Source organism: Streptomyces sp. NPDC097640 (assembly GCF_040302705.1).
GTDB lineage: Bacteria > Actinomycetota > Actinomycetes > Streptomycetales > Streptomycetaceae > Streptomyces.
On the sequence record NZ_JBEOSB010000045.1, the window covers coordinates 42,423 to 64,142 of the forward strand.

Annotated in this window: 17 protein-coding genes; 5 read left to right on the forward strand and 12 right to left on the reverse strand. The window is 72.9% G+C overall.

Features of this window, described 5'->3' with window-relative positions; all coding sequences use genetic code 11:
* Positions 1 to 28: 28 nt before the first annotated feature.
* The 8 genes from ABTY62_RS44425 to ABTY62_RS44460 form a co-directional block, all read right to left on the reverse strand.
* Complete coding sequence (locus tag ABTY62_RS44425) at positions 29 to 568, reverse strand: GNAT family N-acetyltransferase (protein ID WP_352135080.1); 540 nt, start codon at positions 566 to 568, stop codon at positions 29 to 31.
* A 60-nt stretch (positions 569 to 628) separates the two neighbouring features.
* Complete coding sequence (locus ABTY62_RS44430; protein ID WP_352135081.1) at positions 629 to 1,102, reverse strand: carboxymuconolactone decarboxylase family protein; 474 nt, start codon at positions 1,100 to 1,102, stop codon at positions 629 to 631.
* 119 nt (positions 1,103 to 1,221) lie between these two features.
* On the reverse strand, positions 1,222 to 1,872 hold the full coding sequence (locus tag ABTY62_RS44435) for a putative DNA-mimic protein (RefSeq protein ID WP_352135082.1): 651 nt from the start codon (positions 1,870 to 1,872) through the stop codon (positions 1,222 to 1,224).
* 81 nt (positions 1,873 to 1,953) lie between these two features.
* Complete coding sequence (locus ABTY62_RS44440) at positions 1,954 to 2,481, reverse strand: hypothetical protein (protein WP_352135083.1); 528 nt, start codon at positions 2,479 to 2,481, stop codon at positions 1,954 to 1,956.
* Positions 2,482 to 2,486: 5 nt separating this feature from the next.
* On the reverse strand, positions 2,487 to 3,116 hold the full coding sequence (locus ABTY62_RS44445) for a SigE family RNA polymerase sigma factor (protein WP_352135084.1): 630 nt from the start codon (positions 3,114 to 3,116) through the stop codon (positions 2,487 to 2,489).
* Positions 3,113 to 5,788, reverse strand: coding sequence for a dolichyl-phosphate beta-glucosyltransferase (locus tag ABTY62_RS44450; protein WP_352135085.1), 2,676 nt, complete (start codon positions 5,786 to 5,788; stop codon positions 3,113 to 3,115). The genes ABTY62_RS44445 and ABTY62_RS44450 overlap by 4 nt, the downstream gene beginning before the upstream one ends.
* 98 nt (positions 5,789 to 5,886) lie before the next feature.
* Positions 5,887 to 6,579 (reverse strand): GntR family transcriptional regulator, encoded by a 693-nt coding sequence (locus ABTY62_RS44455; protein ID WP_352135086.1) that lies wholly within the window; start codon positions 6,577 to 6,579, stop codon positions 5,887 to 5,889.
* 194 nt (positions 6,580 to 6,773) lie between these two features.
* Complete coding sequence (locus tag ABTY62_RS44460; protein ID WP_352135087.1) at positions 6,774 to 8,165, reverse strand: aspartate aminotransferase family protein; 1,392 nt, start codon at positions 8,163 to 8,165, stop codon at positions 6,774 to 6,776.
* 413 nt (positions 8,166 to 8,578) lie between these two features.
* Between ABTY62_RS44460 and ABTY62_RS44465 the strand changes: the two genes are divergently transcribed.
* Both ABTY62_RS44465 and ABTY62_RS44470 read left to right on the forward strand, forming a co-directional pair.
* On the forward strand, positions 8,579 to 11,101 hold the full coding sequence (locus ABTY62_RS44465; RefSeq protein WP_352135088.1) for a serine/threonine protein kinase: 2,523 nt from the start codon (positions 8,579 to 8,581) through the stop codon (positions 11,099 to 11,101).
* A 60-nt stretch (positions 11,102 to 11,161) separates the two neighbouring features.
* Entirely contained in the window at positions 11,162 to 12,982 is a 1,821-nt protein-coding gene (locus ABTY62_RS44470) for a protein kinase domain-containing protein (RefSeq protein WP_352135089.1), read from the forward strand.
* 521 nt (positions 12,983 to 13,503) lie between these two features.
* Here the strand turns inward: ABTY62_RS44470 and ABTY62_RS44475 are convergent.
* A complete protein-coding gene (locus tag ABTY62_RS44475) occupies positions 13,504 to 14,787 on the reverse strand; it encodes an adenylosuccinate synthase (protein ID WP_311729140.1) in 1,284 nt (427 codons plus the stop codon).
* Positions 14,788 to 14,941: 154 nt separating this feature from the next.
* Here ABTY62_RS44475 and ABTY62_RS44480 point away from each other — a divergent pair, with 154 nt between their 5' ends.
* Positions 14,942 to 16,021, forward strand: coding sequence for a hypothetical protein (locus ABTY62_RS44480; protein WP_352135090.1), 1,080 nt, complete (start codon positions 14,942 to 14,944; stop codon positions 16,019 to 16,021).
* Positions 16,022 to 16,037: 16 nt separating this feature from the next.
* On the opposite strand, the gene ABTY62_RS44485 is transcribed toward ABTY62_RS44480, so the two are convergent.
* The gene (locus tag ABTY62_RS44485) at positions 16,038 to 16,571 is read right to left on the reverse strand and encodes a GbsR/MarR family transcriptional regulator (protein WP_502997645.1); all 534 of its coding nucleotides are present in this window, start codon (positions 16,569 to 16,571) and stop codon (positions 16,038 to 16,040) included.
* 101 nt (positions 16,572 to 16,672) lie between these two features.
* Between ABTY62_RS44485 and ABTY62_RS44490 the strand changes: the two genes are divergently transcribed.
* Together ABTY62_RS44490 and ABTY62_RS44495 are read left to right on the forward strand one after the other, a co-directional pair.
* Positions 16,673 to 17,587: an ABC transporter ATP-binding protein gene (locus ABTY62_RS44490; RefSeq protein ID WP_352135091.1), complete on the forward strand. Its 915-nt coding sequence runs from the start codon at positions 16,673 to 16,675 to the stop codon at positions 17,585 to 17,587.
* A complete protein-coding gene (locus tag ABTY62_RS44495; protein WP_352135092.1) occupies positions 17,584 to 19,239 on the forward strand; it encodes an ABC transporter permease in 1,656 nt (551 codons plus the stop codon). Before ABTY62_RS44490 ends, ABTY62_RS44495 begins: the two co-directional genes overlap by 4 nt.
* An 80-nt stretch (positions 19,240 to 19,319) precedes the next feature.
* Here the strand turns inward: ABTY62_RS44495 and ABTY62_RS44500 are convergent, their stop codons facing one another.
* Both ABTY62_RS44500 and ABTY62_RS44505 read right to left on the reverse strand, forming a co-directional pair.
* Positions 19,320 to 20,555: a cytochrome P450 gene (locus ABTY62_RS44500; RefSeq protein ID WP_352135093.1), complete on the reverse strand. Its 1,236-nt coding sequence runs from the start codon at positions 20,553 to 20,555 to the stop codon at positions 19,320 to 19,322.
* 9 nt (positions 20,556 to 20,564) lie between these two features.
* Positions 20,565 to 21,473 (reverse strand): alpha/beta hydrolase family protein, encoded by a 909-nt coding sequence (locus tag ABTY62_RS44505; protein WP_352135094.1) that lies wholly within the window; start codon positions 21,471 to 21,473, stop codon positions 20,565 to 20,567.
* Positions 21,474 to 21,720 lie beyond the last annotated feature (247 nt).

The window sequence follows — 21,720 nt, forward strand, 5'->3', positions numbered from 1 at the left end:
CTCATGAAGCATCCCCCTCGGACAAAGCCTACTGGCGGTCCTTTGCCCGAAGCCGATACACGACATTCCGACGCAGCGGCCCTTCGGGCACGGTCAGGTCGTCGAAGTCATCGGCGGGGTCGCGGGTCATGCCGATACGGCGCATCACGGCCTGCGAGCGGAGGTTGGTGGCCGTCGTTATCGCGAGGATCTCGGCGAGGTCGAGGGTGGTGAAGCCGTGGTCCAGCGCCGCCAGCGCGGCCTCGGTGGCATAGCCGTGGCCCCAGTGCGGACGGGCCAGGCGCCAGCCGACCTCCACTCCGGTGAACGGCGTGTCCTCGTCCACCGGATCCAGCCCGGTGAACCCGATGAACTCGCCGGTGGCCCGTACCTCCACCGCCCACCATCCCCAGCCCCGCTGGTCGAGGTCGGCCTGGAACCCGGCCACCGACGCCTCGCTCCGCTCCCGCGTGAGCACCTCCGGGAAGTACTCACGGACCTCGGGATCGGCGTTCATCGCCGCCCACGGTTCGAGGTCGGAGTCCCGCCACCCGCGGAGCACAAGACGATCGGTACGCAGCTCGGCCATCGCGCCAACCTAACGGGAGGCGCGAGGGCGGGGCGATCGAATAAATCGTGCCCGCGCCCGTCAGCCGAACTGGCCCGGCTGGTAGTCGCCGGCGGGCTGCTGGATGATCACGTTCATCCGGTTGTAGGCGTTGATGAGAGCGATGAGGGAGACGAGGGCGGCCAGCTGGTCCTCGTCGTAGTGCTTGGCGGCGTTCGCCCAGGCCTCGTCGGTGACACCGCCGGCGGCGTCGGCGATGCGGGTGCCCTGTTCGGTCAGCTCCAGGGCGGCCCGCTCGGCCTCGGTGAAGACCTTGGCCTCCCGCCAGGCCGCGATCAGGTTGAGACGCACCGAGGTCTCCCCGGCGTGCGCGGCGTCTTTACTGTGCATGTCGGTGCAGAAGCCGCAGCCGTTGATCTGACTGGCGCGGATCTTCACCAGCTCCTGCGTCGCGGCCGGCAGCGTCGAGTCGCTGACGGCCTTGCCCGCGGAGTTGATGTACTTCGCGAACTTGGCCGCGACGGGGTTGCCGTAGAAGTTCAGACGGGCGTCCATGGTGTTCTCCTTGCCGTGTCGACGCTTACACAGCACTGACGGACGCGGTTCAGGAGATGTGACGGCCGGACCCATCACATGGATGTGACGTGCGCCACACCCACGTGATGGGCCGGATCTCAGCTGAAGACGATCATCGAGCCCTGGCCGAGGCTGCGCGTGGCCGCCGCGTGCAGGCCCAGCCAGACATGGCGCTCACGGGCGAAGGGGCCGTCCTCGTACGGAATGGATTCCGCCGGTTCCTCCAGGGTGGTGGGGCGGGCCGGGGGCGCCGGGGCGGCGGGTGGGTTGTTGGGGTCGATGCCGAGGGCCGGGGCGACCGCCTCCAGCTCTTTCAGCAGGCCGTGGCTCGACCCCAGGGGGCCGCCGCCTTCGAGGAGTTCGTCATTGGACAGCGGGCGTTCGAAGTCGACGGGGACGTAGGTGCCGGCGTGGTCGTAGTGCCACACCAGGTGCGACTGCTGGGCCGTGGGCTCGAACATCTCCAGCAACTGCTCGTAGTCCCCGCCGAGTTCGCCCACCGGCGAGACGGCCAGCCCGCAGACCTGGAGCAGATAGGCGCGGCGCAGCAAGTGCAGCGCGTCGTAGTCGAAGGCCGCGACCGGGGCGACGTCCCCGGACAGGCCCGGCATATAGCCGAAGACGGGCACGGGCGGCAGTCCGGCTTCACCGAGCGCCTTGTCGTATGCCGCGATCTCCTCCGCGAAGGGGTTGTCGGGGCTGTGGCACAGCACATCGACGAGGGGGACCAGCCAGAGGTCACATGCCACGCGATCTCACTCTCGTATCCGTACGGTCGATGGTCGGCCCAGCGTAATGCTCCCCGTACGCCGCGCGAAGAGTCCCGTACGTCAGGGGGCTGTGGTCTCTGGGGTCGTCACTGGAGTCGTCTCGGGTGGCGTCGGCGAGGACGGGCTCGCCGGCGACGTGACCGTGACCGTGCCCGTCGGCTCGGCCCCCGTTGTGCTCGGCGGCGGCGTCGACGGCGAGTCGGTCGACCCCGACGGTTCCGCCGGTCCGGTCGTCTCGAATGTTTCGGACGGCCCGGACGAGGACTCCGAGGGCGACGCGGTCGCGGTCTCGGTCACGGTCCGATCCGCGCTCGTCGACGACACGGGGCGGACCGGGCCCGGGCCCGCGGGCGGCGCGTCGCGGCCGCCGGGCAGGATCCGTACGACCAAGGCGAGCGCCACCGCCACCAGCGCGACGACCAGCCCCGCGGCCACGGGCAGCGCCGCCCGGCGCGCCCGCGCCCGGCGCCTGCCTCTGCGCACCGCCCGCGCCATGTCCACGCCCGGCGCCTCGGGGCCCGGTTCGAGCCCGCGCAGCGGGGCGAGCAGCCGCACCGCCTCCCGTGCCAGTTCGTCGTCGTCCCGCATGGCGGCTACTCCTTCCCCACGGGCTTGCCCACGGATGTCCCCGAGGTCCCCGACGGCCCCGACGTCAGCGGCCGGTCGCCGAGTTGGCCGCGCAGCCGGGCGAGGCCCCGCGCGGTCTGGCTCTTCACATTCCCCTCCGAACAGCCGAGGACCGCGGCCACCTCGGCCACCGGCAGATCGCACAGGAAGCGCAGCACCAGTACGGCGCGCTGCCGCGCCGGGATGCGGGAGAGCGCGGTGTGCACGACGGTGCGCGTCTCGATGTCCGGGACCCCCTCGACGGGCGGCAGCCCCGGCGTGTCGTGCGGGGCGCCGGAGAGCCGGACGAACCGGGCCCAGCCCAGGCGCTGTTCGTTCAGGAAGCACCGGACGAGGATGGTGTGCACATAGCGGTCCAGGTCGTCCGCGGCGCGGGCGCGGTGCCAGTGGACGTACAGCTTGGTCAGCGCCGCCTGGACCACGTCGTCGGCGCGGTGCGGGTCCTTGCAGAGCAGATGCGCGAGGCGGCGCAGCGCGGGCAGCCGCGCGGAGACGTACGCGGTGTACGCCCGCTCGGCCTCGGCCCGGTCGTCGGCCCGGTCCTTCGTCCAGTCCTCGGCCGTACCGGCAGCCCCGTGCCCCGCCCTCCCCCTCATGCCTCTCCGTGCACCTCCCACACCCACAGGCCCCCGATCCACTCGCCCCGCCACCCGAGCAGGCGCTCCAGGGTGGCACGCAGCGCCTCGTCCCCCGGCTGCGGGGCCAGCACCACGGCGCCCGCCCGCCAGAAGTCGAGGTCCGCGCGGAAGGCGCGGCGCTGCTTGCGGCCGATGTCCGGGACCTTCCCGGTGCGGCGGACCTCTTCGAAGAGGGCGGAGGTGTAGCGGAGCTCCGGGCCGTAGATGCCGGTCCGGTCGGGGCCGTAGGGGCCGTTGAAGTAGCCGCCGGGGATCGGGAAGCCCAACTTGGCAACGGTCTGCCAGTGCAATGGCTCGGCGTTTCCGGGGCTGGGCAGCGGCACGGGGACGAGCGTGTGGCCCTCGGGGACATGGGCGCGCCAGGTGCCGTCGGCGACGAAGGACGGGACGGGGGTGCGGTCGTCGGTGGTGAACGGGGTGGGCGCGATGGGCAGCAGGGCGGCCGCGACGGCTGCCCACCCGGCGATCCGGAGCCCGGCGGTTCGGAACCAGGTGAGTTGGGGCCCGGTGAGCTGGGGCCTGGTGGTTCCGAGCCAGGTGGTCAGGGACCCGACGGTTTGCGAGGCGGTCGTTCGGAGCCAGGTGATGCGGGGCCCGGTGGCCCCTGCCCCCGTGATGCGCTGCGACCAGAGCTGTTCACCCCCCTCGGGGCGACGTCCCTCCGCGCGGCGCCCCTCCGCGTACAGCCGGTCGCAGGCCAGCGCCACCAGGATGCCCAGCGCGGGCACCGCCGCCATCGCCACCCTCGACTCGATGACCGACTCGAACAGCGGCAGGCCGGCGAACACCCGCCACGGGCCCGGCAGCACGATCCCCGTCCAGGGCACGGGGATCGTGCGCCCGAGCGAGAGCACCGAGGCCCCGAGGACCACCCAGCCGAGCGCCCGCACCCGCGCGTCCCGCCACAGCCACACCACCGTGCCGACGGCCAGCAGGAGCAGGGGCCAGCCGAAGAAGGCGTTCTGCTCGGTGCGGTTCATGGCGAGCGCGTCGGCGGTGGCCTCCTCCCCGGCCAGCGAGCGGCCCGCGAACTCCGTGAACGCGCGCGGTGAGTTGCCGGCCGGGCCGTGCAGCACGCTGTGGTAGCTCTGGTCGCCGAAGAACTGCCACAGCAGCGGATACGCGACCAGCGGCAGGCACACCGCGAGCGCGAAGGCCAGCCCCCGGGCCAGCGGGCGCAGCGCGGCGCGCGCCACGCGCGGGCGGGCGGCCGCGTAGCCGATCGCGAAGAGGACGAGGCCCAGCGCGGCGAGCAGCAGCGCCTCCTCGCCGAGGAAGACCTGGTAGGTGAGGAAGAGGCCGAGGACCACGCCGTCGCGCCTGACACGGGTGCCCTCGCCCAGCCGCAGCAGCCGGTCGATGATCAGCGGCATCATGAACAGCACCGCGAAGTTGGGGTGCGCGTTGGCGTGGGAGATCATCGGCGGGGCGAAGGCGCACAGGGCACCGCCGAGCGCGGCGGCCCGGCGGGCGCGTACGAACCGCTTGCGCAGCAGCCAGTACCAGGCGCCCGCGGTCCCGGCCAGCCCGCCGGTCAGCACCAGCGCCCAGGTCATCCCGGGGCCGAGGAGCACGGTGACGGGCGCGAGCGGGACGGACAGCCCGAGCATGGCGGTGTTGGCCATGAGGTTCACCCCGAGCGGGGCGTTCTGGAGCTCGGTGAAGAACGGGTCGCCGGACCCGGACCCCCCGAAGAGGTTGTCGGCGGTGACCGCGAAGAACCACTCCCACTGGTTCTGGTCCTGCCCGCTGTCCACGAGGTAGCGGTGGCCGACGTCCACCCACAGCGCCTTGTAGAGCAGCAACGACAGCGCCAGATAGGCGAGGAGGACGGCCCGGTCGCCGGGGCGTATCCGCTCCCCCAGGCCCCGCCGCCACAGGCGCAGCAGGTCCATGAGCACCCGCGCGTAGTCCAGCGGGCGGATCTTGGAGCCTGCCTGGTGCGCCCAGCGCACCGGCACCTCGGCGACCGCCCAGTCCGCGCGGCGGAAGGCGCGCAGGATCTCCACGTCGATGCCCCACCCGTCGAGCCGCGACCGCCCGAAGGCCGCGCGCGCCCGGTCGCCGTCGAAGAGCTTGAAGCCGCACTGGGTGTCGCCGAAGCCGGGCAGGGCCACCGCCCGTATGAGCCGGTTGCCCGCCCGGCCGAGCAGCCGGCGCAGCGGGTGCTGGTCCACCTCGATCAGCGCGTCGGGGTGGGCGCGGGAGCCGATCGCCGCGGCGAAGCCCGCGTCGAGCCGGTCGTGGAGCTGCGCCAACTCCTCGATCGGGGTGGCGAGATCGGCGTCGGTGAGCAGCACCCGGCGCCCGCGCGAGGCGAGCACGCCCAGGCGCAGCGCGTGGCCCTTGCCGTGGTTGCGCGCGAAGGAACCGGAGGTGGGGGATGGGGCGGCGGGCGGCGCGAGCAGCCGGATGCGCGGCTCGGTCTCGGCCGCGTCGCGGACGACGGCCGCGGTGGCGTCGGTCGACCCGTCGTCGACGACGATCAGCTCCCACTCGGCATGGCGGCCGGGCGAGGAGCGCAGATAGCGGCAGATCGCGTCGAGGGTCCCGGGCAGCCGGTCCTCCTCGTTGTACGCGGGGACGACGACCGTCAGCTCGACGGTGCCGGACGCGGGCCCGCGGGCCACGAGAGGACTTGGCGAAGTGTGCAGCACATGACGGTGACCACGCCGGACCCCCGGCAGGTTGTGTGTTCCGCGTCACACCTTCATGAGGGGGCGAGCGGTCACTCCTTCTCGCGGCCGTTGACCAACCGCTCGATGAGGGCGAGGAAGTGCGCGTTGTACGCGGCTATCAGACGCTCGGAGATCTCGGCGTCGCCGCGCGTGACGGCCGCCGTGAGCTCGCAGTGCCCCGCCCACAGCTCCCCGCGCAGATCCGGCACGCGCCGCAGATACGGCACCGTGAACACCCAGGTCTGCACCCGCAGCCGCTGGAGGAAGTCGAGTATGTAGGGGTTGCCGACGAGCCCGCAGATCTCGCGCCAGAAGCGCAGGTCGTAGCCGATGAGTATGTCCAGGTCGCCGGAGCGCGCGGCGCGCTCGGCCTCCTCGGCCCGGCGCCGCACCGAGGCCAGGGCCTGCGGGGTCATGGTGCGCAGGGTCTCCTCGACGGCGTGCCGGAAAAGTCCCTCGACGACCATGTTGCGGGCGTCGACCATGTGCCGGAAGTCCTGGAACGTGAACTCGTGGACCCTGAAGCCGCGATGCTCCTCGACGTCCAGCAGCCCCTGCGAGCACAGGTCGAGCAGGGCCTCACGGACCGGAGTGGCGGAGACCCCGTACTGGTCGGCCATCTCCTTGACCGTGAACTGCCGCCCGGCCGGGAGCCTGCCCGCGAGCACCTCGTCACACAGCGCCTCGGCGATCTGCTGCCGCAGGGTGTTGCGCTTGACCGGGCTGGCACCGGGCACGGACATCAAGGACCGTCTCCTTCCGCGGCCGTCGTGTCGTACGGATGCGGACGGCCCTCGCATCACGATATGCGAGGGCCGTTGCGCGAAGTGCGCGGAGAGGACCCGGGTGAAGTGGTCTACACGGTTATTTGATCTCTTCCTGAGCCTGCGGGCTCAGGGCGGCGCCGACGCGCGGTGCGCGGACGCGCGGGCCGGGGTCAGGCGTCGGTGTGGGCGTCGGCCGCGGACAGCGCCTCGTCCAGGATCGCCAGCCCCTCCTTGGCCTCGGCCTCGGTGACGGTGCACGGCGGGACGACATGCGTGCGGTTCATGTTCACGAACGGCCACAGACCGCCGCGCTTGCAGGCCGCCGCGAAGTCGGCCATCGGCTGATTGGCCGGGCCGCTCGCGTTGTACGGGACCAGGGGCTCGCGGGTCTCCTGGTTCTTGACGAGCTCCAGCGCCCAGAACACGCCCAGGCCGCGGACCTCGCCCACGCTGGGGTGGCGCTCGGCGATCTCGCGCAGCCCCGGGCCGATGACCTTCTCCCCGATCTCGGCGGCGTTCTCCACGATGCCCTCCTCGGCCATCGCGTTGATCGTGGCGACGGCGGAGGCGCAGGCGAGCGGGTGGCCGGAGTAGGTCAGTCCGCCGGGGTAGGGGCGCTGGTCGAAGTCCGCGGCGATCTCGGCGCTGATCGCGACGCCGCCGAGCGGGACATAGCCGGAGTTGACGCCCTTGGCGAAGGTCAGCAGGTCCGGGGTGACGCCGAAGTGGTCGGCGGCGAACCAGCGTCCGGTGCGCCCGAAGCCCGCCATGACCTCGTCGAGGATGAAGACGATGCCGTAGCGGTCGCAGATCTCGCGGACCCCGGCCAGATAGCCGGGCGGCGGCACCATGATCCCGGCGGTGCCGGGGACGGTCTCCAGGATGATCGCGGCGATGGACTGCGGGCCCTCGAAGGCGATGGTCTCCTCCAGGTGCGCGAGCGCGCGCTCGCACTCCTGCCGCTCGTCGGTGGAGTGGAAGGGCGAGCGGTAGAGGAACGGCCCCCAGAAGTGGACGACGCCGGCCGAGGCGGTGTCGGAGGCCCAGCGGCGCGGGTCGCCGGTCAGGTTGATCGCGGCGGCGGTGGCGCCGTGGTACGAGCGGTAGGTGGACAGCACCTTGGTGCGGCCGGTGTGCAGCCGCGCCATGCGCACGGCGTTCTCGACGGCCTCGGCGCCACCGTTGGTGAAGAAGATCTTGTCCAGGTCGCCGGGCGTGCGCTCGGCCACCAGCCGCGCCGCCTCGGACCGTACGTCCACGGCGAAGCCCGGCGCGATGGTGCACAGCCGCGCGGCCTGCTCCTGGATGGCGGCGACGACCTTGGGGTGCTGGTGGCCGATGTTGGTGTTGACCAGCTGGCAGGAGAAGTCGAGGTAGCGGTTGCCGTCGTAGTCCCAGAAGTACGAGCCCGAGGCGCCCGCGACGGCGAGGGGGTCGATGAGCCCCTGCGCGGACCACGAGTGGAAGACATGGGCCCGGTCCACCGCCTTGACGGCGGCACCGGCGGCGGGGTCGGGCGTCGGGCTGGGGGTCGGCGCGGAGTGCGCGGGCTGTGCGGACACGTTCGCTACCTCTGATCGCTCGCGGGTCGGTGGAGCCCAGGGTACGGACCGGTGACCGGGGCGCGGCACCGACAGGCTGTCGGGCGCGGGGCCCGAACCATCGACAGAATGGACAGAGTGACGGAGCTCGGTCCCCGCCGAAGGCCGCGGCCGTTCGAGGGATCGTTCCAGGCCACCGGGGTCGCGCCGGACCGCTGTGCGAACGGCCGGGCGGGGGAGGGGGGTTCACGGCCGGGGCGGACGCGCCGCGGGCGCCCCGCCGACGGCCGCCGAGAGGCCGTGCGAACCGTGCGGAATCGGCACGGTCAGATACGGAACCGATAACGGATCGTATGCGTCGTCCACTTCGCTCTCAGCCCCCTCTATTCTCTGGCAAGGGGCTGATCAGGGGATCAGGGGAAGGACAGCGAGGCATGGAAGACCTGGGGGCCGACGACCCTCGTTGGATCGGCGAGTACCGACTGATCCGCCGGCTGGGAGCGGGCGGCATGGGACGGGTGTTCCTGGCCCACTCTCCGCGCGGCCGTACGGTAGCGGTCAAACTCGTACAGACCGAACTCGCGCAGCAGGCCGAATTCCGGCGCCGCTTCAAGCAGGAGGTGCGGGCCGCGCAGCGGGTGGGCGGCGAGTGGACCGCACCGGTGCTCGACGCGGACACCGAGGCCGCCACCCCTTGGGTCGCCACGGGCTATATCGCAGGGCCCTCCCTGCACGCGATCGTGACCGAGTCGGGCCCTCTGCCCGAGCGGTCGGTGCGCATCCTGGGCAACGGCCTGACCCGCGCGCTCCAGTCCATCCACGGCGCGAACCTGATCCACCGCGATCTGAAGCCCTCCAACGTCATGATCACGATCGACGGGCCCCGCGTCATCGACTTCGGCATCGCTCGGGCCCTGGAGACCATCACCGACGGTCTCCTCACCCGCAGCGGCGCCGTGGTCGGCTCCCCCGGCTTCATGTCGCCCGAGCAGGTGCGCGGCGAGCGGGTCAGCCCGGCCAGCGATGTGTTCTGCCTCGGGTCGGTGCTCGCGTTCGCGGCCATCGGCCGCCAGCCCTTCGGCACCACCGACAGCGGGGTGCACGCGGTGATGTACCGCATCGCGCAGGAGGAGCCCGATCTTCAGGGGCTGCCCGATGGGCTGCGGGAGCTGGTCTCCGACTGTCTGCGCAAGGACCCGGCCGCCCGGCCGACCCTGGAGCAGCTGCTGGAGCGCACGGCCGAGCCCGAGGGGGCCGACGGCGCCGACGAGCCCTGGCTGCCGGGCAGCCTCGTCGCCCAGCTCGGGCGCCATGCCGTACAGCTGCTGGATGCGGAGACCCCCGCCTCGCCGCTGTCGCCCGGCGTGCCCGCGCCGCCGACCATACCGCCGGCCGGCCCGCCCGCCTTCCCGCCGGCCAAGCCGACGGTCCCGGCTCCCCCGGCCGCGCCGCCCACGGCGTCGCTGTCCGCCACGTCGTTCCCGCTGGCGCCCGCGGAGCCGCCGACGCCCCCGCCGCCGACCAACCCGTCGCCGGCCGGCGCGCCGGCGCAGACGGCCCCGCCCGCGGCCCCCGCCACGCCCCCGACCACCCCTCCGGCCACCCCTCCGGCTGTTCCCCCCGCGATGCCCGCCGCCCCGCAGACGCCTCAGCCGGGTCAGCCGCCCGCCGTCCCGCCGCGGGCCGAGGCGCCCGCCGCGAGCCCGGTGCCCGAGCCGCGGACGGAGAACGCCGCCGCGCCGCAGGCCCCCGAACCGGCCGCGCCCGCCGAGCCGGCGCAGACCGCGGGTCCGGGCGCGGCACCGGGCGCGGCACCGGCACCCACGCCGCCGCAGGGATTCGGGCCGCCGGAGGGATTCGGGCCGCCGGAGGTCACCTCCTTCGACGCCACGCCCAACACGCCCCCCGCGGGCCTCGGCGCCATGGGCCTGGGCGGCCCCGGCGGACCCCAAGGTCCCGGCGGTCCCGGCGGGCCGTTCGCGCCCGCCCCCGCGCCCACACCCACACCCCCGCCCGCGAAGCGCAACAGGCGCAAGCCGGTCATCATCGCCTCCGCAGCCGCCGCGACCCTGATCATCGCGGGCGCGGCCGCCTTCGCCTACGTCGCCTTCAACGACGACGGCAAGAAGGACAAGCCGGACTACAGCAAGATGACCCACACGCCCCCGGCCAACTCCAAGACCACGCCGCCGACATCGCCGTCCGAGGACGACTCGTCCTCCCCCGAGCCGTCCTCGACGGGCCTGAACAACGGCGGCGACGTCCCCGACGACTACCTGGGCGCCTGGGAAGGCCAGATCATGGACGGTGACACGGCCACCGGGAAGATCCGCCGCATCGTCATCTCCCAGGGCGCGATCGGCTCGAAGACCATCGAGTCCTTCACCGCCGCCTCCGACTCCTTCTGCTCGAGCAAGGCGACCCTCAAGGACGTCAAGAGCCTTCTGGTCATCGAGGACGAGGAGGTGAACACCAGTATCCCCTCGGACAATTGCAGCGCCATCGGGGAACAGACCCTGAAGCTGGGCAACGACGGCTCCATCGCCTGGAACAACTCGGACGGCTCCTCGTCCGCCACGCTGCGCCCCTCGAAGTCCGGTGGCAGCCCCATCCCCGACAAGTACCTGGGCACCTGGCTGGCCAAGGACGCGTTCGGGGTGTCCGGCGCCACCTTGAAGATCACCATCAAGCAGGGCGCGATCGGCACGGTGGTCACCAAGGACCTCGGGGAGAGCGAGAGGTACCAGTGCGAGACCAGGCGGATTCTGGTCTCGGTCGACAAGGGACTGGTCCTGAGCCCCGGCGAGGTCGTCGACGAGACCCCGGCGGGCTCCTGCCCTTCGAGCGAGATGCTCAGCTTTACCGCCGACGGTTCTGACAAACTCCGTGTGGACTACGACGATCCGAACGACTACAGCGACGAGACTCAGACGCAGACGTTCACTCGCGTAGGCTGATCGCCCGTCAGCCGATGGCCGGTCGTCGGCTGAACGCACACGGACAGGAGCCCTACGGCAATGGACAACCTCGGGGCCCAGGACCCGCGGTGGATAGGCGAGTACCGGCTGCTCGGCAGGCTGGGCGAGGGCGGGATGGGCCGGGTCTACCTGGCCCACTCCTCCCGCGGCCGCACCGTCGCCGTGAAGCTGGTGAAGGCCGAACTCGCCCGACACACGGACTTCCGCAGCCGCTTCCGCCGTGAGGTCGCGGCCGCGAGACGGGTCGGCGGACAGTGGACCGCCCCCGTACTGGACGCCGACACCGAGGCCCAGGTGCCCTGGGTGGCCACCGGTTACATCGGCGGTCCGTCCCTGCACGACGTCGTCGCCGAGCAGTTCGGCGCGCTGCCCGAGCAGTCCGTACAGACCCTCGCCCGCGGGCTGGCCCTCGCGCTCCGCGACATCCACGGGGCCGGGCTGATCCACCGGGATCTCAAGCCGTCCAACATCCTCATCACCATCGACGGGCCGCGCGTCATCGACTTCGGCATCGCGCGGGCCCTGGAGACCATCTCCGGCGTGGGCACCAACCTGACGGTGGCGGGCGCGGTCGTCGGCTCCCCCGGCTTCATGTCGCCCGAGCAGGTGCGCGGCGAGGCCGTGACCACCGCGAGCGATGTCTTCTGCCTCGGCTCGGTGGTGGCCTTCGCCGCCACCGGCCGTCAGCCGTTCGGCAATGTGACCAGCGGGGTGCACGCCCTGCTGTACCGAATAGCCCAGGAGGAGCCCGACCTCCAGGGGCTGCCCGAGGGACTGCACGAGCTGGTCGTCGGCTGTCTGCACAAGGACCCGGACGCCCGGTTCTCGATCGACGACGTGCTCGCGCGCACCGAACCGGCCGGGCAGGCGGCCACCGGCCCCTGGCTGCCGGGCGAGCTGCTCGCCAAGCTCGGGCGGGACGCGCTACTGCTGCTGGAGATGGAGGCAGACTCCGACTCCGAAGCCGACTCGGACACCGCCAACCTGCGGACGGGCGGCATGGGGGCCGTCGCGCCGCACACCCCCGGCGGCCACGCCGGCTACGCCACGCCCCCCGCGCCCGGAGCGCCCGGGACACCACCCGGCGCCTTCACCCCGCCCGCCGCCCACCCCGGTTACCCGATGGCCGGCGCGGCCGGACAGCCCTGGCCGAACGCCCACCACCAGTTCCCGGGCCGCATCGGCACCCCGCCCGCCCGGTCGCTGCGCACCTCGCGCGGCCTGAGCACGACCATGAAGTGGCTGCTCGGCGCCTTCGCGCTGCTGTCCATCGCCCATCTGGGCCTGAACGGCACGCTGTTCGGCGCGTACGACGACTCTCTGAACGGCGTCGACACCAGGGCCGATATCGACGAGGCCAGGAACGCCCTGGACCTCCTCGAGATCTTCACCGGGGTGCTGGGGATCACGCTCATCGTGCTGTTCCCGGTGTGGTTCCGGCGCGTGTACCTCAACGCCACGTTCCTCGCGCCCGGCCGTCAGCGGTACGGCAGCGGCCTCGCGGCCGGCTCGTGGTTCCTCCCGGTCGCCCAGCTGTGGATCCCCAAGCAGATCGCCAACGACATCTGGACCTCCAGCACGCCCCCCAACACCCGGCCCGCCTCCCGCGCGGTGCTGAGCTGGTGGTGGGCACTGTTCGTGACGATGTGCTTCAGCACCGTCGTCCACGAGGCGGCGGAGGGCCTGGCCGGTTCGACCGAGCGGCAGATGGTGTCCGCCGGCCTGGGCATCATCGACGATGTGGTCTCCGTACCCGCGGCTGTGCTCGCGCTGATGGTGGTGGCCCGCGTCACGAAGATGCAACAGCCGCAGCGCTGGCAGCCGGAGGGAGGGGGCTTCGGCCCTCCCGCGATGCGCTGAGTGGCGTCCGGAGGATTGTTTCCCCTCCCCGCCCCTTCCCTCAACTGGGGCTCCGCCCCAGCCCCCGGCATGCGCGGCGCCCCCGGCCGCGCGGCGAAGCCTGCGGCGCCCCCGGGGCTACCGGCCCCTTCCCACAGCACCGCCGTGCAGCACCCCCGCAGGGGCACCCCTCCCCGGACCTTGAGTCCGAGGTCCGAGGCAAAGCCCCCGCCGCTCCCCCGCCGTGCGGGCGGGCAGGAGCCCGGCCGCAACGGCCGGGCGAGGCGCCGCGCAGCCGCGCCGCCCGCCGGTGCGCCAGGCTCGCGGGCGCAGGCGCTCCGTCTCGGACCCTGGGTCCGGGGGCAAAGCCCCCCGCGGCGGCTGGCTCAGGCTGGGACTTGCGCCCTCGGCCCCAGGGTCCGGGGCAAAGCCCCGCGGCGCGGGCTCAGGTCCGGGGGCTCTGGGCCCCCGGACCTCCCGGGGTCCGGGGCGGAGCCCCGGTTGTGGGAAGGGGTGGGTAGGGGATGAAGCAACCCGGACGGTCAGAGGAACGAGTTGATCTGGATCGTCTCGTCACGGCCCGGACCGACGCCGATCGCCGAGATCGGCGCGCCCGACATCTCCTCCAGCGCCTGAACGTACTTCTGCGCGTTCTTCGGCAGCTGGTCGAAGGTCTTCGCCTGGGTGATGTCCTCCGACCACCCCGGCAGCGTCTCGTAGATCGGCTTCGCGTGGTGGAAGTCGGTCTGGCTGTACGGCAGCTCGTCGACCCGCTTGCCGTCGATCTCGTACGCGACGCACACCGGGATCCGCTCCCAGCCGGTCAGCACGTCCAGCTTGGTGAGGAAGAAGTCGGTCAGGCCGTTGACCCGGGTCGCGTAGCGCGCGATGACCGCGTCGAACCAGCCGCAGCGCCGGTCACGGCCGGTCGTCACGCCCCGCTCGCCGCCGATCGTGCGCAGCTTGTCGCCGTCCTCGTCGAAGAGCTCGGTCGGGAAGGGGCCCGCGCCGACGCGCGTGGTGTACGCCTTCAGGATCCCGATCACGCGGTTGATCTTCGTCGGGCCGACGCCGGTCCCCGTGCAGGCACCGCCCGCGGTGGGGTTCGAGGAGGTGACGAAGGGATACGTGCCGTGGTCGACGTCGAGCAGCGTGCCCTGGCCGCCCTCGAAGAGGACGACCTGGCCGTCGTCGATGGCGTCGTTGAGGATCAGCGTGGTGTCCGCGACAAAGCCGCGGAGCTGGTCGGCGTAGCCCAGCAGCTCCTCGACGACCTGCTCGACGGCGATGGCGCGCCGGTTGTAGAGCTTGGCCAGGAGCTGGTTCTTGAGGTCGAGGGCCGCCTCGACCTTCTGCCGCAGGATCGACTCATCGAAGATGTCCTGCACCCGGATGCCGACCCGGTTGATCTTGTCGGCGTACGCCGGGCCGATGCCGCGGCCGGTGGTGCCGATCTTGCGCTTTCCGAGGAAGCGTTCCGACACCTTGTCGAGGGTGGTGTGATACGGAGTGATCAGATGCGCGTTACCACTGATCAGCAGCTTGGACGTGTCGATTCCGCGCGCGTTCAACCCGCTCAGCTCGGAGAGCAGGACCGCCGGGTCCACGACGACGCCGTTGCCGATGACCGGGGTGCATCCCGGGGAGAGGATTCCGGAAGGGAGGAGGTGCAGCGCGTACTTCTGGTCGCCGACGACGACCGTGTGGCCGGCGTTGTTGCCGCCCTGGTAACGCACCACATAGTCCACCGAGCCGCCGAGCAGGTCGGTGGCCTTTCCCTTGCCTTCATCACCCCACTGAGCACCGAGCAGCACAAGTGCGGGCACAGGCGTACACCCCTTCCGGGCGGGGCATGTCCAACGTGCGTGGTGGCTCGCGCAACCACAAGAGCCGTCGGACCGGTGCCCCGGATAGACGAAGCCCCTGGCGCAACAGCGACAGGGGCTCTTGCACCGAGAGATTACCTGAGGAAGGACCGAGGTGTCGGCTCCAGATCCCTGGCAGATTCCCCCGGACGCCGTCCGGGGCCGCCCCCTGCTCGTGCTCATCGACCCCACCGCCCGGCGAACGGACGGGGAGTCGGTGCGGATCGCGAAAGATGTGTTGTGTGCGGGCGCGGCAGCGAAAATCTGCCTGCCGGACGGGCCCGACGAGGTCGAGCGGGCGCTCGCCCGCCGTGGCAGCCGCCGCCCCGTGGTCGTCGGTGACCACCGGGCCCTGCTGCGGACGGTGGAGCTGCTGCACCGCAAGCGGCAGCTGGCGGACGCGGCGCTGTCGATGGTGCCGGTGGGCGGCTCGGCGACGCTGGCGCTGGCCCGCGCCCTGGGGCTGCCCACGGACGCGGTGAGCGCGGCGCGCACGGCGCTGGACGGCTCGGCGCACCGGCGGGATCTGCTGGTCGACGAGAGCGGCGGGGTGGTCCTCGGGGGCTTGAGGATCTCCGGCGAGGACGCCGCCGCGCACGGCGCCGCGTACGGGAGCGGGGCCGGGGCCGAGGTCGGCGGGTGCGGCTTCGCCCCGTACGACGCGGCGTACGAGGCGCAGGACCGGGAGGCGCAGGACGAGGCACAGGACGGCGCGCCGGACGGCGACAGCGGGCTCGACGGCGACGGGCCCGACGGCAAGAGGCCCGGGCGCGACCTGGGGCACGGCGCGCCGGGCGGCCATCAGCCGTGGTGGACCCCGGCGGCCCGCACCGCGCGCTCCGCGCTGACGCTGCTGTCGCTGCCCGGCGGCATCGGCCTGGGCGGCTCCCGGCGGCGCGTTCGGCCGCCCGCGCAGCGGCTGCGGGTGGAGGCGGACGGCGTGCTGCTGGCCGATCTGGACCGGCCGGTCGAGCGGGTCTCGGTGTCCACGGGCACCGCGGGCGGCGGCCTGGCCGAGGTCGTGATCCACGCGCGCGCCGGTGCCGGTCCGGTCCGCGCGCGGGCCCGGGCGATCACCGTCTCGGGCCCGGACTTCCGCTACCGCGCGGACACCCTGGCCCGCGGCCCGGTGCGCACCCGCACCTGGACGGTGCTCACCGAGGCCTGGCATCTGATGCTCCCCCGAGGGGGCTGAGCAGGGCGTGTCCGGCTTATGGCGCGCTGTTGTTCCGCTGCTCCCCCACGTGGAAGCGGGCCCGCCAGCGCGCCAGCATGTCGACCAGCTCCGCCTGCATGAACTCGTAGAACTCCGCGGTCCTGATCGCCCGCGCCCCCGCCGGGGTGTCCGGGCCGAGAACCTTCGCGCCGTCCTGCATCGTGCGCTGCCAGCGTTCGAGAACGTGGTCGCGCTTGGACACGGCCTCGTACCAGACCTCGTTGTACAGGCGGTACTGGTCGCGCCGCGAGCCCGGCTCGCGCTCGCGGGTGATCAGGTTCACCTGGGCGAGGTAGCGGACGGCGCCGGAGACGGCGGCCGGGCTGATCTGGAGCCGCTCGGCGATCTCGGCGGCGGAGAGCTTGCCGGAGTCGGAGGCAAGAAGCGCGGCGAAGACCCGGGCGCCCATCCGCTGCATCCCGGACTCGGTCATGTCCGCGGCGAACCGCTCGACGAACTGCGCCACCGCCTCTTCGTCGCGCGCGAAATCGTCGTCCGCGCCCTTGTGCGCGCCCTCCTGCCGCGTCACCTCCGTCACCGCCTCATCATCTCCTCCCGCCGCTTGTTCAATATCAGTTTATACGCTTCCCTAACTTCACAATTTTGTGAAACTAGCGTAGCTTCAGAAGCATGACAACGGCAATCTCCACCTCCGGCCTCCACAAGTCATTCGGCCGAACCCATGCGCTGGACGGCCTCGACCTGGAGGTCGAGACAGGCGAAGTCCATGGCTTCCTCGGGCCGAACGGAGCCGGGAAGTCCACCACCATCCGCGTCCTGCTCGGCCTCCTGCGGGCCGACGGCGGAGCGGTCCAGGTCCTCGGCAAGGACCCCTGGCACGACGCGGTCGAGCTGCACCGCCGCATCGCGTACGTACCCGGCGACGTCACCCTGTGGCGCAACCTCAGCGGCGGCGAGGTCATCGACCTGTACGGGCGGCTGCGCGGCGGTCTCGACCAGGACCGGCGGGCAGAGCTGCTGGAGCGGTTCGAGCTCGACCCCACCAAAAAGGGACGCACCTACTCCAAGGGCAACCGGCAGAAGGTCGCGCTGGTCGCCGCCTTCGCCTCGGACGTCGATGTGCTGATCCTGGACGAGCCGACGTCCGGGCTCGACCCGCTCATGGAGGAGGTCTTCCGCGACTGCGTGATCGAGGAGCGGGACCGGGGCCGCACGGTGCTGCTGTCCAGCCACATCCTCAGCGAGGTCGAGGCGCTGTGCGAGCGGGTCAGCATCATCCGCAAGGGCCGCACCGTCGAGACCGGCTCGCTCGCCGAGCTCCGCCACCTCACCCGCACCTCCGTCACCGCCGAGCTGGTCGGCCCGCCCAACGGCCTGTCCGGCCTCCCCGGCATCCACGGCCTCGACGTCCAGGGCAAGCGCGTCAAGCTCCAGGTCGAGACCGACAAGCTGGACGCCGTGCTGCGGCAGCTCAGCGAGTCGGGCGTGCGCAGCCTGACCAGCACCCCGCCCACCCTCGAGGAGCTGTTCCTGCGCCACTACCAGGACGACATCCGCGAAGAGGCAGAGGTGGCCGCCCGATGACCGCCGTAGCGGACACCCGCGTCACCACCCCGGAGCGCGCCGGCTCCCGCGACCTGGCCGGCACCGGCACGCTGCTGCGGCTCGCGCTGCGCCGCGACCGGGTCATGATCCCGGTGTGGGTGCTGGCCATCGGCATGACCGGCAGCAGCGCCCTCAGCCGGCTGAAGACCACGTACGAGACGGCCGCCGACCGGGCCAACGTCGTGCACGACATGAACAACAACGGCTCGATGCGGTCGATGCTCGGCGTCGCGTTCGGCGACTCGTACGGCGCGCTCGCCGCCTGGCGCGTGGGCGTCTTCCTCGCCGCCTTCGCCGGAATCATGAGTGTGCTCCTGGTGATCCGGCACACCCGCGAGGAGGAGGAGTCGGGCCGCCAGGAAGCCCTGTCGGCCGGCATGGTCGGCCGCCGAGCCGGCCTCACCTCCGCCCTGCTCACCATGGGCATCGCCAACGCCGCCATCACCCTGCTGATCACGGCCACGCTCGCGGGCGAGGGCAGCGGTGGCGCGCTCGCCTACGGCCTGTCCGTCGGCCTCACCGGCCTGGCCTTCGGCGGGCTGGCCGCCATCGCCGCCCAGGTCACCGAGAACGCGCGGCTGGCCAGGGGCCTGGCCGCCGCTGCCGTCGGCATCGCGTACATGCTGCGCCTGCTGGGCGACGCGGCCGAGGACGGGTCGAAGGGCTCCGGCCATGTGCTGGTGTGGCTCTCGCCGATCGGCTGGGCGGAGTACACCCGGCCGTTCGCGAACGAGCGGTGGTGGGCGCTGCTGCTGCTGGCCGCCTTCACGGCCGTCTCGTGCGCCGTCGCCTACTCCCTCGCGGGCCGCCGCGACATCGGCGCCGGCTTCTTCGCGTCCCGCCCCGGCCCCGCCTCCGCCGGCCGCTCCCTCCAGGGCGCGTACGGCCTGGCCTGGCGCCTCCAGCGCGGCACCCTGCTGGGCTGGGGCATCGGCATCGCCCTCTCCGCCGCCGGGCTCGGCGGCGCCGCCAACGGCGCCGACAACCTCATCGGGGACAGCCAGAAGAACCGCGACCTCATCGAGCGCATGGGCGGGGCGCAGAACCTGAACGACGCCTTCCTCGCCGCCATGGTCACCGTCATCGGCGTGGTCCTCACGGTCCAGACCGTCGGTGCGGTGCTGCGACTGCGCAGCGAGGAGACCGACCAGCGCGCGGAACCGCTGCTGGCCAACGCCGTCAGCCGACTGCGGTGGGCCGCGAGCCACCTCGTCATCGCCTACCTCGGCCCGGTCGCCGTCCTCGCCGCCGGCGGGCTGGCGATGGGCCTGGTCTACGGAGCCGCGGCCGACGACCTGGGCGGCCAGCTGCCGCGTGTCCTGGGCGCCACGCTCGCCCAGGTCCCGGCGGTGTGGGTGGTCACCAGCCTGGTGGTCTTCCTCTTCGGCCTGCTGCCCAACTACACCGCGTCCCTCGGCTGGGCCGTGGTCGGGGTGGTCGTCGCCATCGGCTGGCTCGGCCCGGCGCTCGACGCGCCCCAGCCCGTGCTGAACCTCTCGCCCTTCAGCCATCTGCCCAAGCTCCCGGGCGAGAGCCTGTCGGCGGCGCCCTTCCTGTGGCTCCTCCTCCTGTCGGCCGTCCTGACGGTCGCGGGGCTGGTGGGGCTGCGCCGCCGCGACATGACCAACTGACGCCTCCCGTCACGCCGGAACCCCCGCCGTCGTCCACACCCTGTGGACAACGGCGGGGGTTCCGGTCATCCGGCGCGGGCTCAGACCTCGACCAGCAGCTCCCGCAGCCCCCGGATCACGAACCCGGGGTTCCACCGCGGCTCCTCGACCAGCCGCAGCCCGGGCGCCATCCGCAGCAACGCGCCGAAGGACGCGGCGAGTTCGAGGCGGGCCAGCGGCGCGCCCAGGCAGTAGTGGATGCCGCCGCCGAAGCTGAAGTGGGGGTTGTCCGTACGGGACAGATCGAGGCGGTCGGGGTCGGTGAAGCGCGCCGGGTCGCGGTTGGCCGACCCGAAGAGCATCGCCACCTCGCTGCCGCGCGGGATGACCGTCCCGTCGACCTCGATGTCGTCCAGCACCCACCGCTCGAACAGCTGCAACGGCGTGTCGTAGCGCAGCAGTTCGTCGACCGCGGTGGGCAGCAGCGCGTCGGGGTCGGAGCGCAGGAGCGCGAGCTGGTCGGGGTTGCGGAAGAGGGACAGCCAGCCGTTGCCCGTGGAGTTGACCGTGGCCTCGTGGCCGGCGTTCAGCAGCAGCACACAGGTGGAGATCATCTCCTGCTCGGAGAGCCGGTCCCCCTCGTCGTACGCCGCGACCAGCCCGCTGATCAGGTCCTCGCCGGGGTCCCGGCGGCGGGCGGCGATCAGCTCGCGCAGATACGCGGAGAACTCGACGGAGGCGCGGACCGCGCGCCGCGCGGTCTCCTCGCCCGGGTTGAGCTCGAACATCCCGCAGATGTCCGCCGACCAGGGGCGCAGCGGCGCGCGGTCGGCGGGCGGGATGCCCAGCATCTCGGCGATCACGGCCACCGGCAGCGGCTCGGCCACCGCCGCCACCAGATCGCCGCCGCCCTCGGCGACGAACGACTCGACCAGCTCGTCCGCCAGCCGCGCGACGGTCGGCGCGAGCCGCTCGACCATGCGCGGCGTGAACGCCTTGGACACCAGTCGGCGCAGCCGGGTGTGGTCCGGCGGCTCCAGGTCCAGCATGCCGTGGCCGTTGAGGGTGTGGAACGGCTCGTGCTCGGGCGGCGGGGCGGTGCGGCCGAACTCCTCGTGGCTGAAGCGGTGCAGATAGGTGCGGCCGAGGCGACGGTCGCGCAGCAGGGCCCGGACGTCCTCGTAGTGCGGGATCAGCCACTGCCGGGACGGTTCGAAGTAGTGCGCGCGGCCCCCCGCGCGCAGCGCCGCGTACCCCGGATAGGGATCGGCGACGAACGACGGCTCCCACGGGTCGAAGGAGGCCGGGGCGGGGGCAGGGGCTGCTCTGCTGCTCATACTCGAACGCTACTTCTCTCTCGTTTTACGGGCCGCATGGGCGATCTCGTCGGCGACCATGCGCGCGGCGGGGGCGGTGGGGTCGATCAGCGGGAAGTGCCCGGCCGAGGCGAGGCGCACCAGCCGGACCGGCTGCCCCGCGCCGCGCGCGGCCCCCGCGAACGCCTCGGCGACCTGCGGCGGGACGTCGATGTCGGTGGCGCCCTGCACGACGGTGGTGGGGACGGCGGTGGGGAGCAGCGCGGCAGGGTCGGCCAGCGGCAGCCGCTCCGGGTGGTGCGCCTCGCCGTCGAGGAACTGGTCGACGGCGTCGGAGCACACCCGCAGCTCGCGGGCCGTGGCGAAGTCCGCGATGGGGGCGAGGGCGACCACGCCGCACACGGGGGGAGGCGCGGGGAGATGCCAGGGGCAGTCCGGCGGCAGGACATGGCGGGCCGCCGCCCACAGCGCGGCGTGCCCGCCCGCGGAGTGCCCGGCGAGCACGACCCGCGCCAGGTCCACGGGCAGCGCCAGGCCCCGCGCGAGCCCCGGCACGGTGTCCACGGCGGCCGCGATGTCGTCCAGCGTCTCCGGCCACCGCCCGGCGTGGTGCTCTTGTCCCCCGCCGCGGCGGTACTCCACCGACGCCACCACGAACCCGCGCCGCGCGAGATACGCGGCGAACGGCGAGAGGTGACGCCGGTCGTACGGGGCGCGCCAGGCGCCGCCGTGGAACAGCAGCACGAGCGGGGCGGGCGGCGGATCCCCCTCTTCGGACGGAGGGAGATGGAAGTCGACCACCTGGTCCCGGTGATCGCCGTAGGCGGCGACGCGGTCGGGAGGCACGGGCGCGAGGCCGAAGAGGGACGCCTCCTCGGCCTCGGCGGACGCCGTGGCGGACGCGGCCGGGTTCGGGTTCGGGTTCGGTCGGTCGGTCAACGCCGGCTCCCCCGCCCGTACGGCCGGCCCGTCCCCGGCCGCCCGGGCTCGGCCGCGAAGGGGCGAGCGGCCCCGCGCGGCCCCCTCCCGGGATGCCGGGCGAGGGGCCCCGCGCCCTGTCCCCGGACATCGGGGAAATCCCCCGTGCCCGGACGCGCGCCCGGGCACCCGGCGGCAACGGCGACCCGGTGCGGGGCCGCACCGTGCGGGCACCCGACCAGGCCCCGTCCAGCGGGACGGCGCCCGA

What these genes read in the sequence shown, in the direction of transcription:
- ABTY62_RS44425 (WP_352135080.1), bottom strand. Translation starts at nt 568, where the DNA reads ATGGCCGAGCTGCGTACCGATCGTCTTGTGCTCCGCGGGTGGCGGGAC.
- ABTY62_RS44490 (WP_352135091.1), top strand. Translation starts at nt 16,673, where the DNA reads ATGACAACGGCAATCTCCACCTCCGGCCTCCACAAGTCATTCGGCCGA.
- ABTY62_RS44445 (WP_352135084.1), bottom strand. Translation starts at nt 3,116, where the DNA reads ATGAGGGGGAGGGCGGGGCACGGGGCTGCCGGTACGGCCGAGGACTGG.
- ABTY62_RS44465 (WP_352135088.1), top strand. Translation starts at nt 8,579, where the DNA reads ATGGAAGACCTGGGGGCCGACGACCCTCGTTGGATCGGCGAGTACCGA.
- ABTY62_RS44470 (WP_352135089.1), top strand. Translation starts at nt 11,162, where the DNA reads ATGGACAACCTCGGGGCCCAGGACCCGCGGTGGATAGGCGAGTACCGG.
- ABTY62_RS44440 (WP_352135083.1), bottom strand. Translation starts at nt 2,481, where the DNA reads ATGCGGGACGACGACGAACTGGCACGGGAGGCGGTGCGGCTGCTCGCC.
- ABTY62_RS44455 (WP_352135086.1), bottom strand. Translation starts at nt 6,579, where the DNA reads ATGTCCGTGCCCGGTGCCAGCCCGGTCAAGCGCAACACCCTGCGGCAG.
- ABTY62_RS44500 (WP_352135093.1), bottom strand. Translation starts at nt 20,555, where the DNA reads ATGAGCAGCAGAGCAGCCCCTGCCCCCGCCCCGGCCTCCTTCGACCCG.
- ABTY62_RS44495 (WP_352135092.1), top strand. Translation starts at nt 17,584, where the DNA reads ATGACCGCCGTAGCGGACACCCGCGTCACCACCCCGGAGCGCGCCGGC.
- ABTY62_RS44430 (WP_352135081.1), bottom strand. Translation starts at nt 1,102, where the DNA reads ATGGACGCCCGTCTGAACTTCTACGGCAACCCCGTCGCGGCCAAGTTC.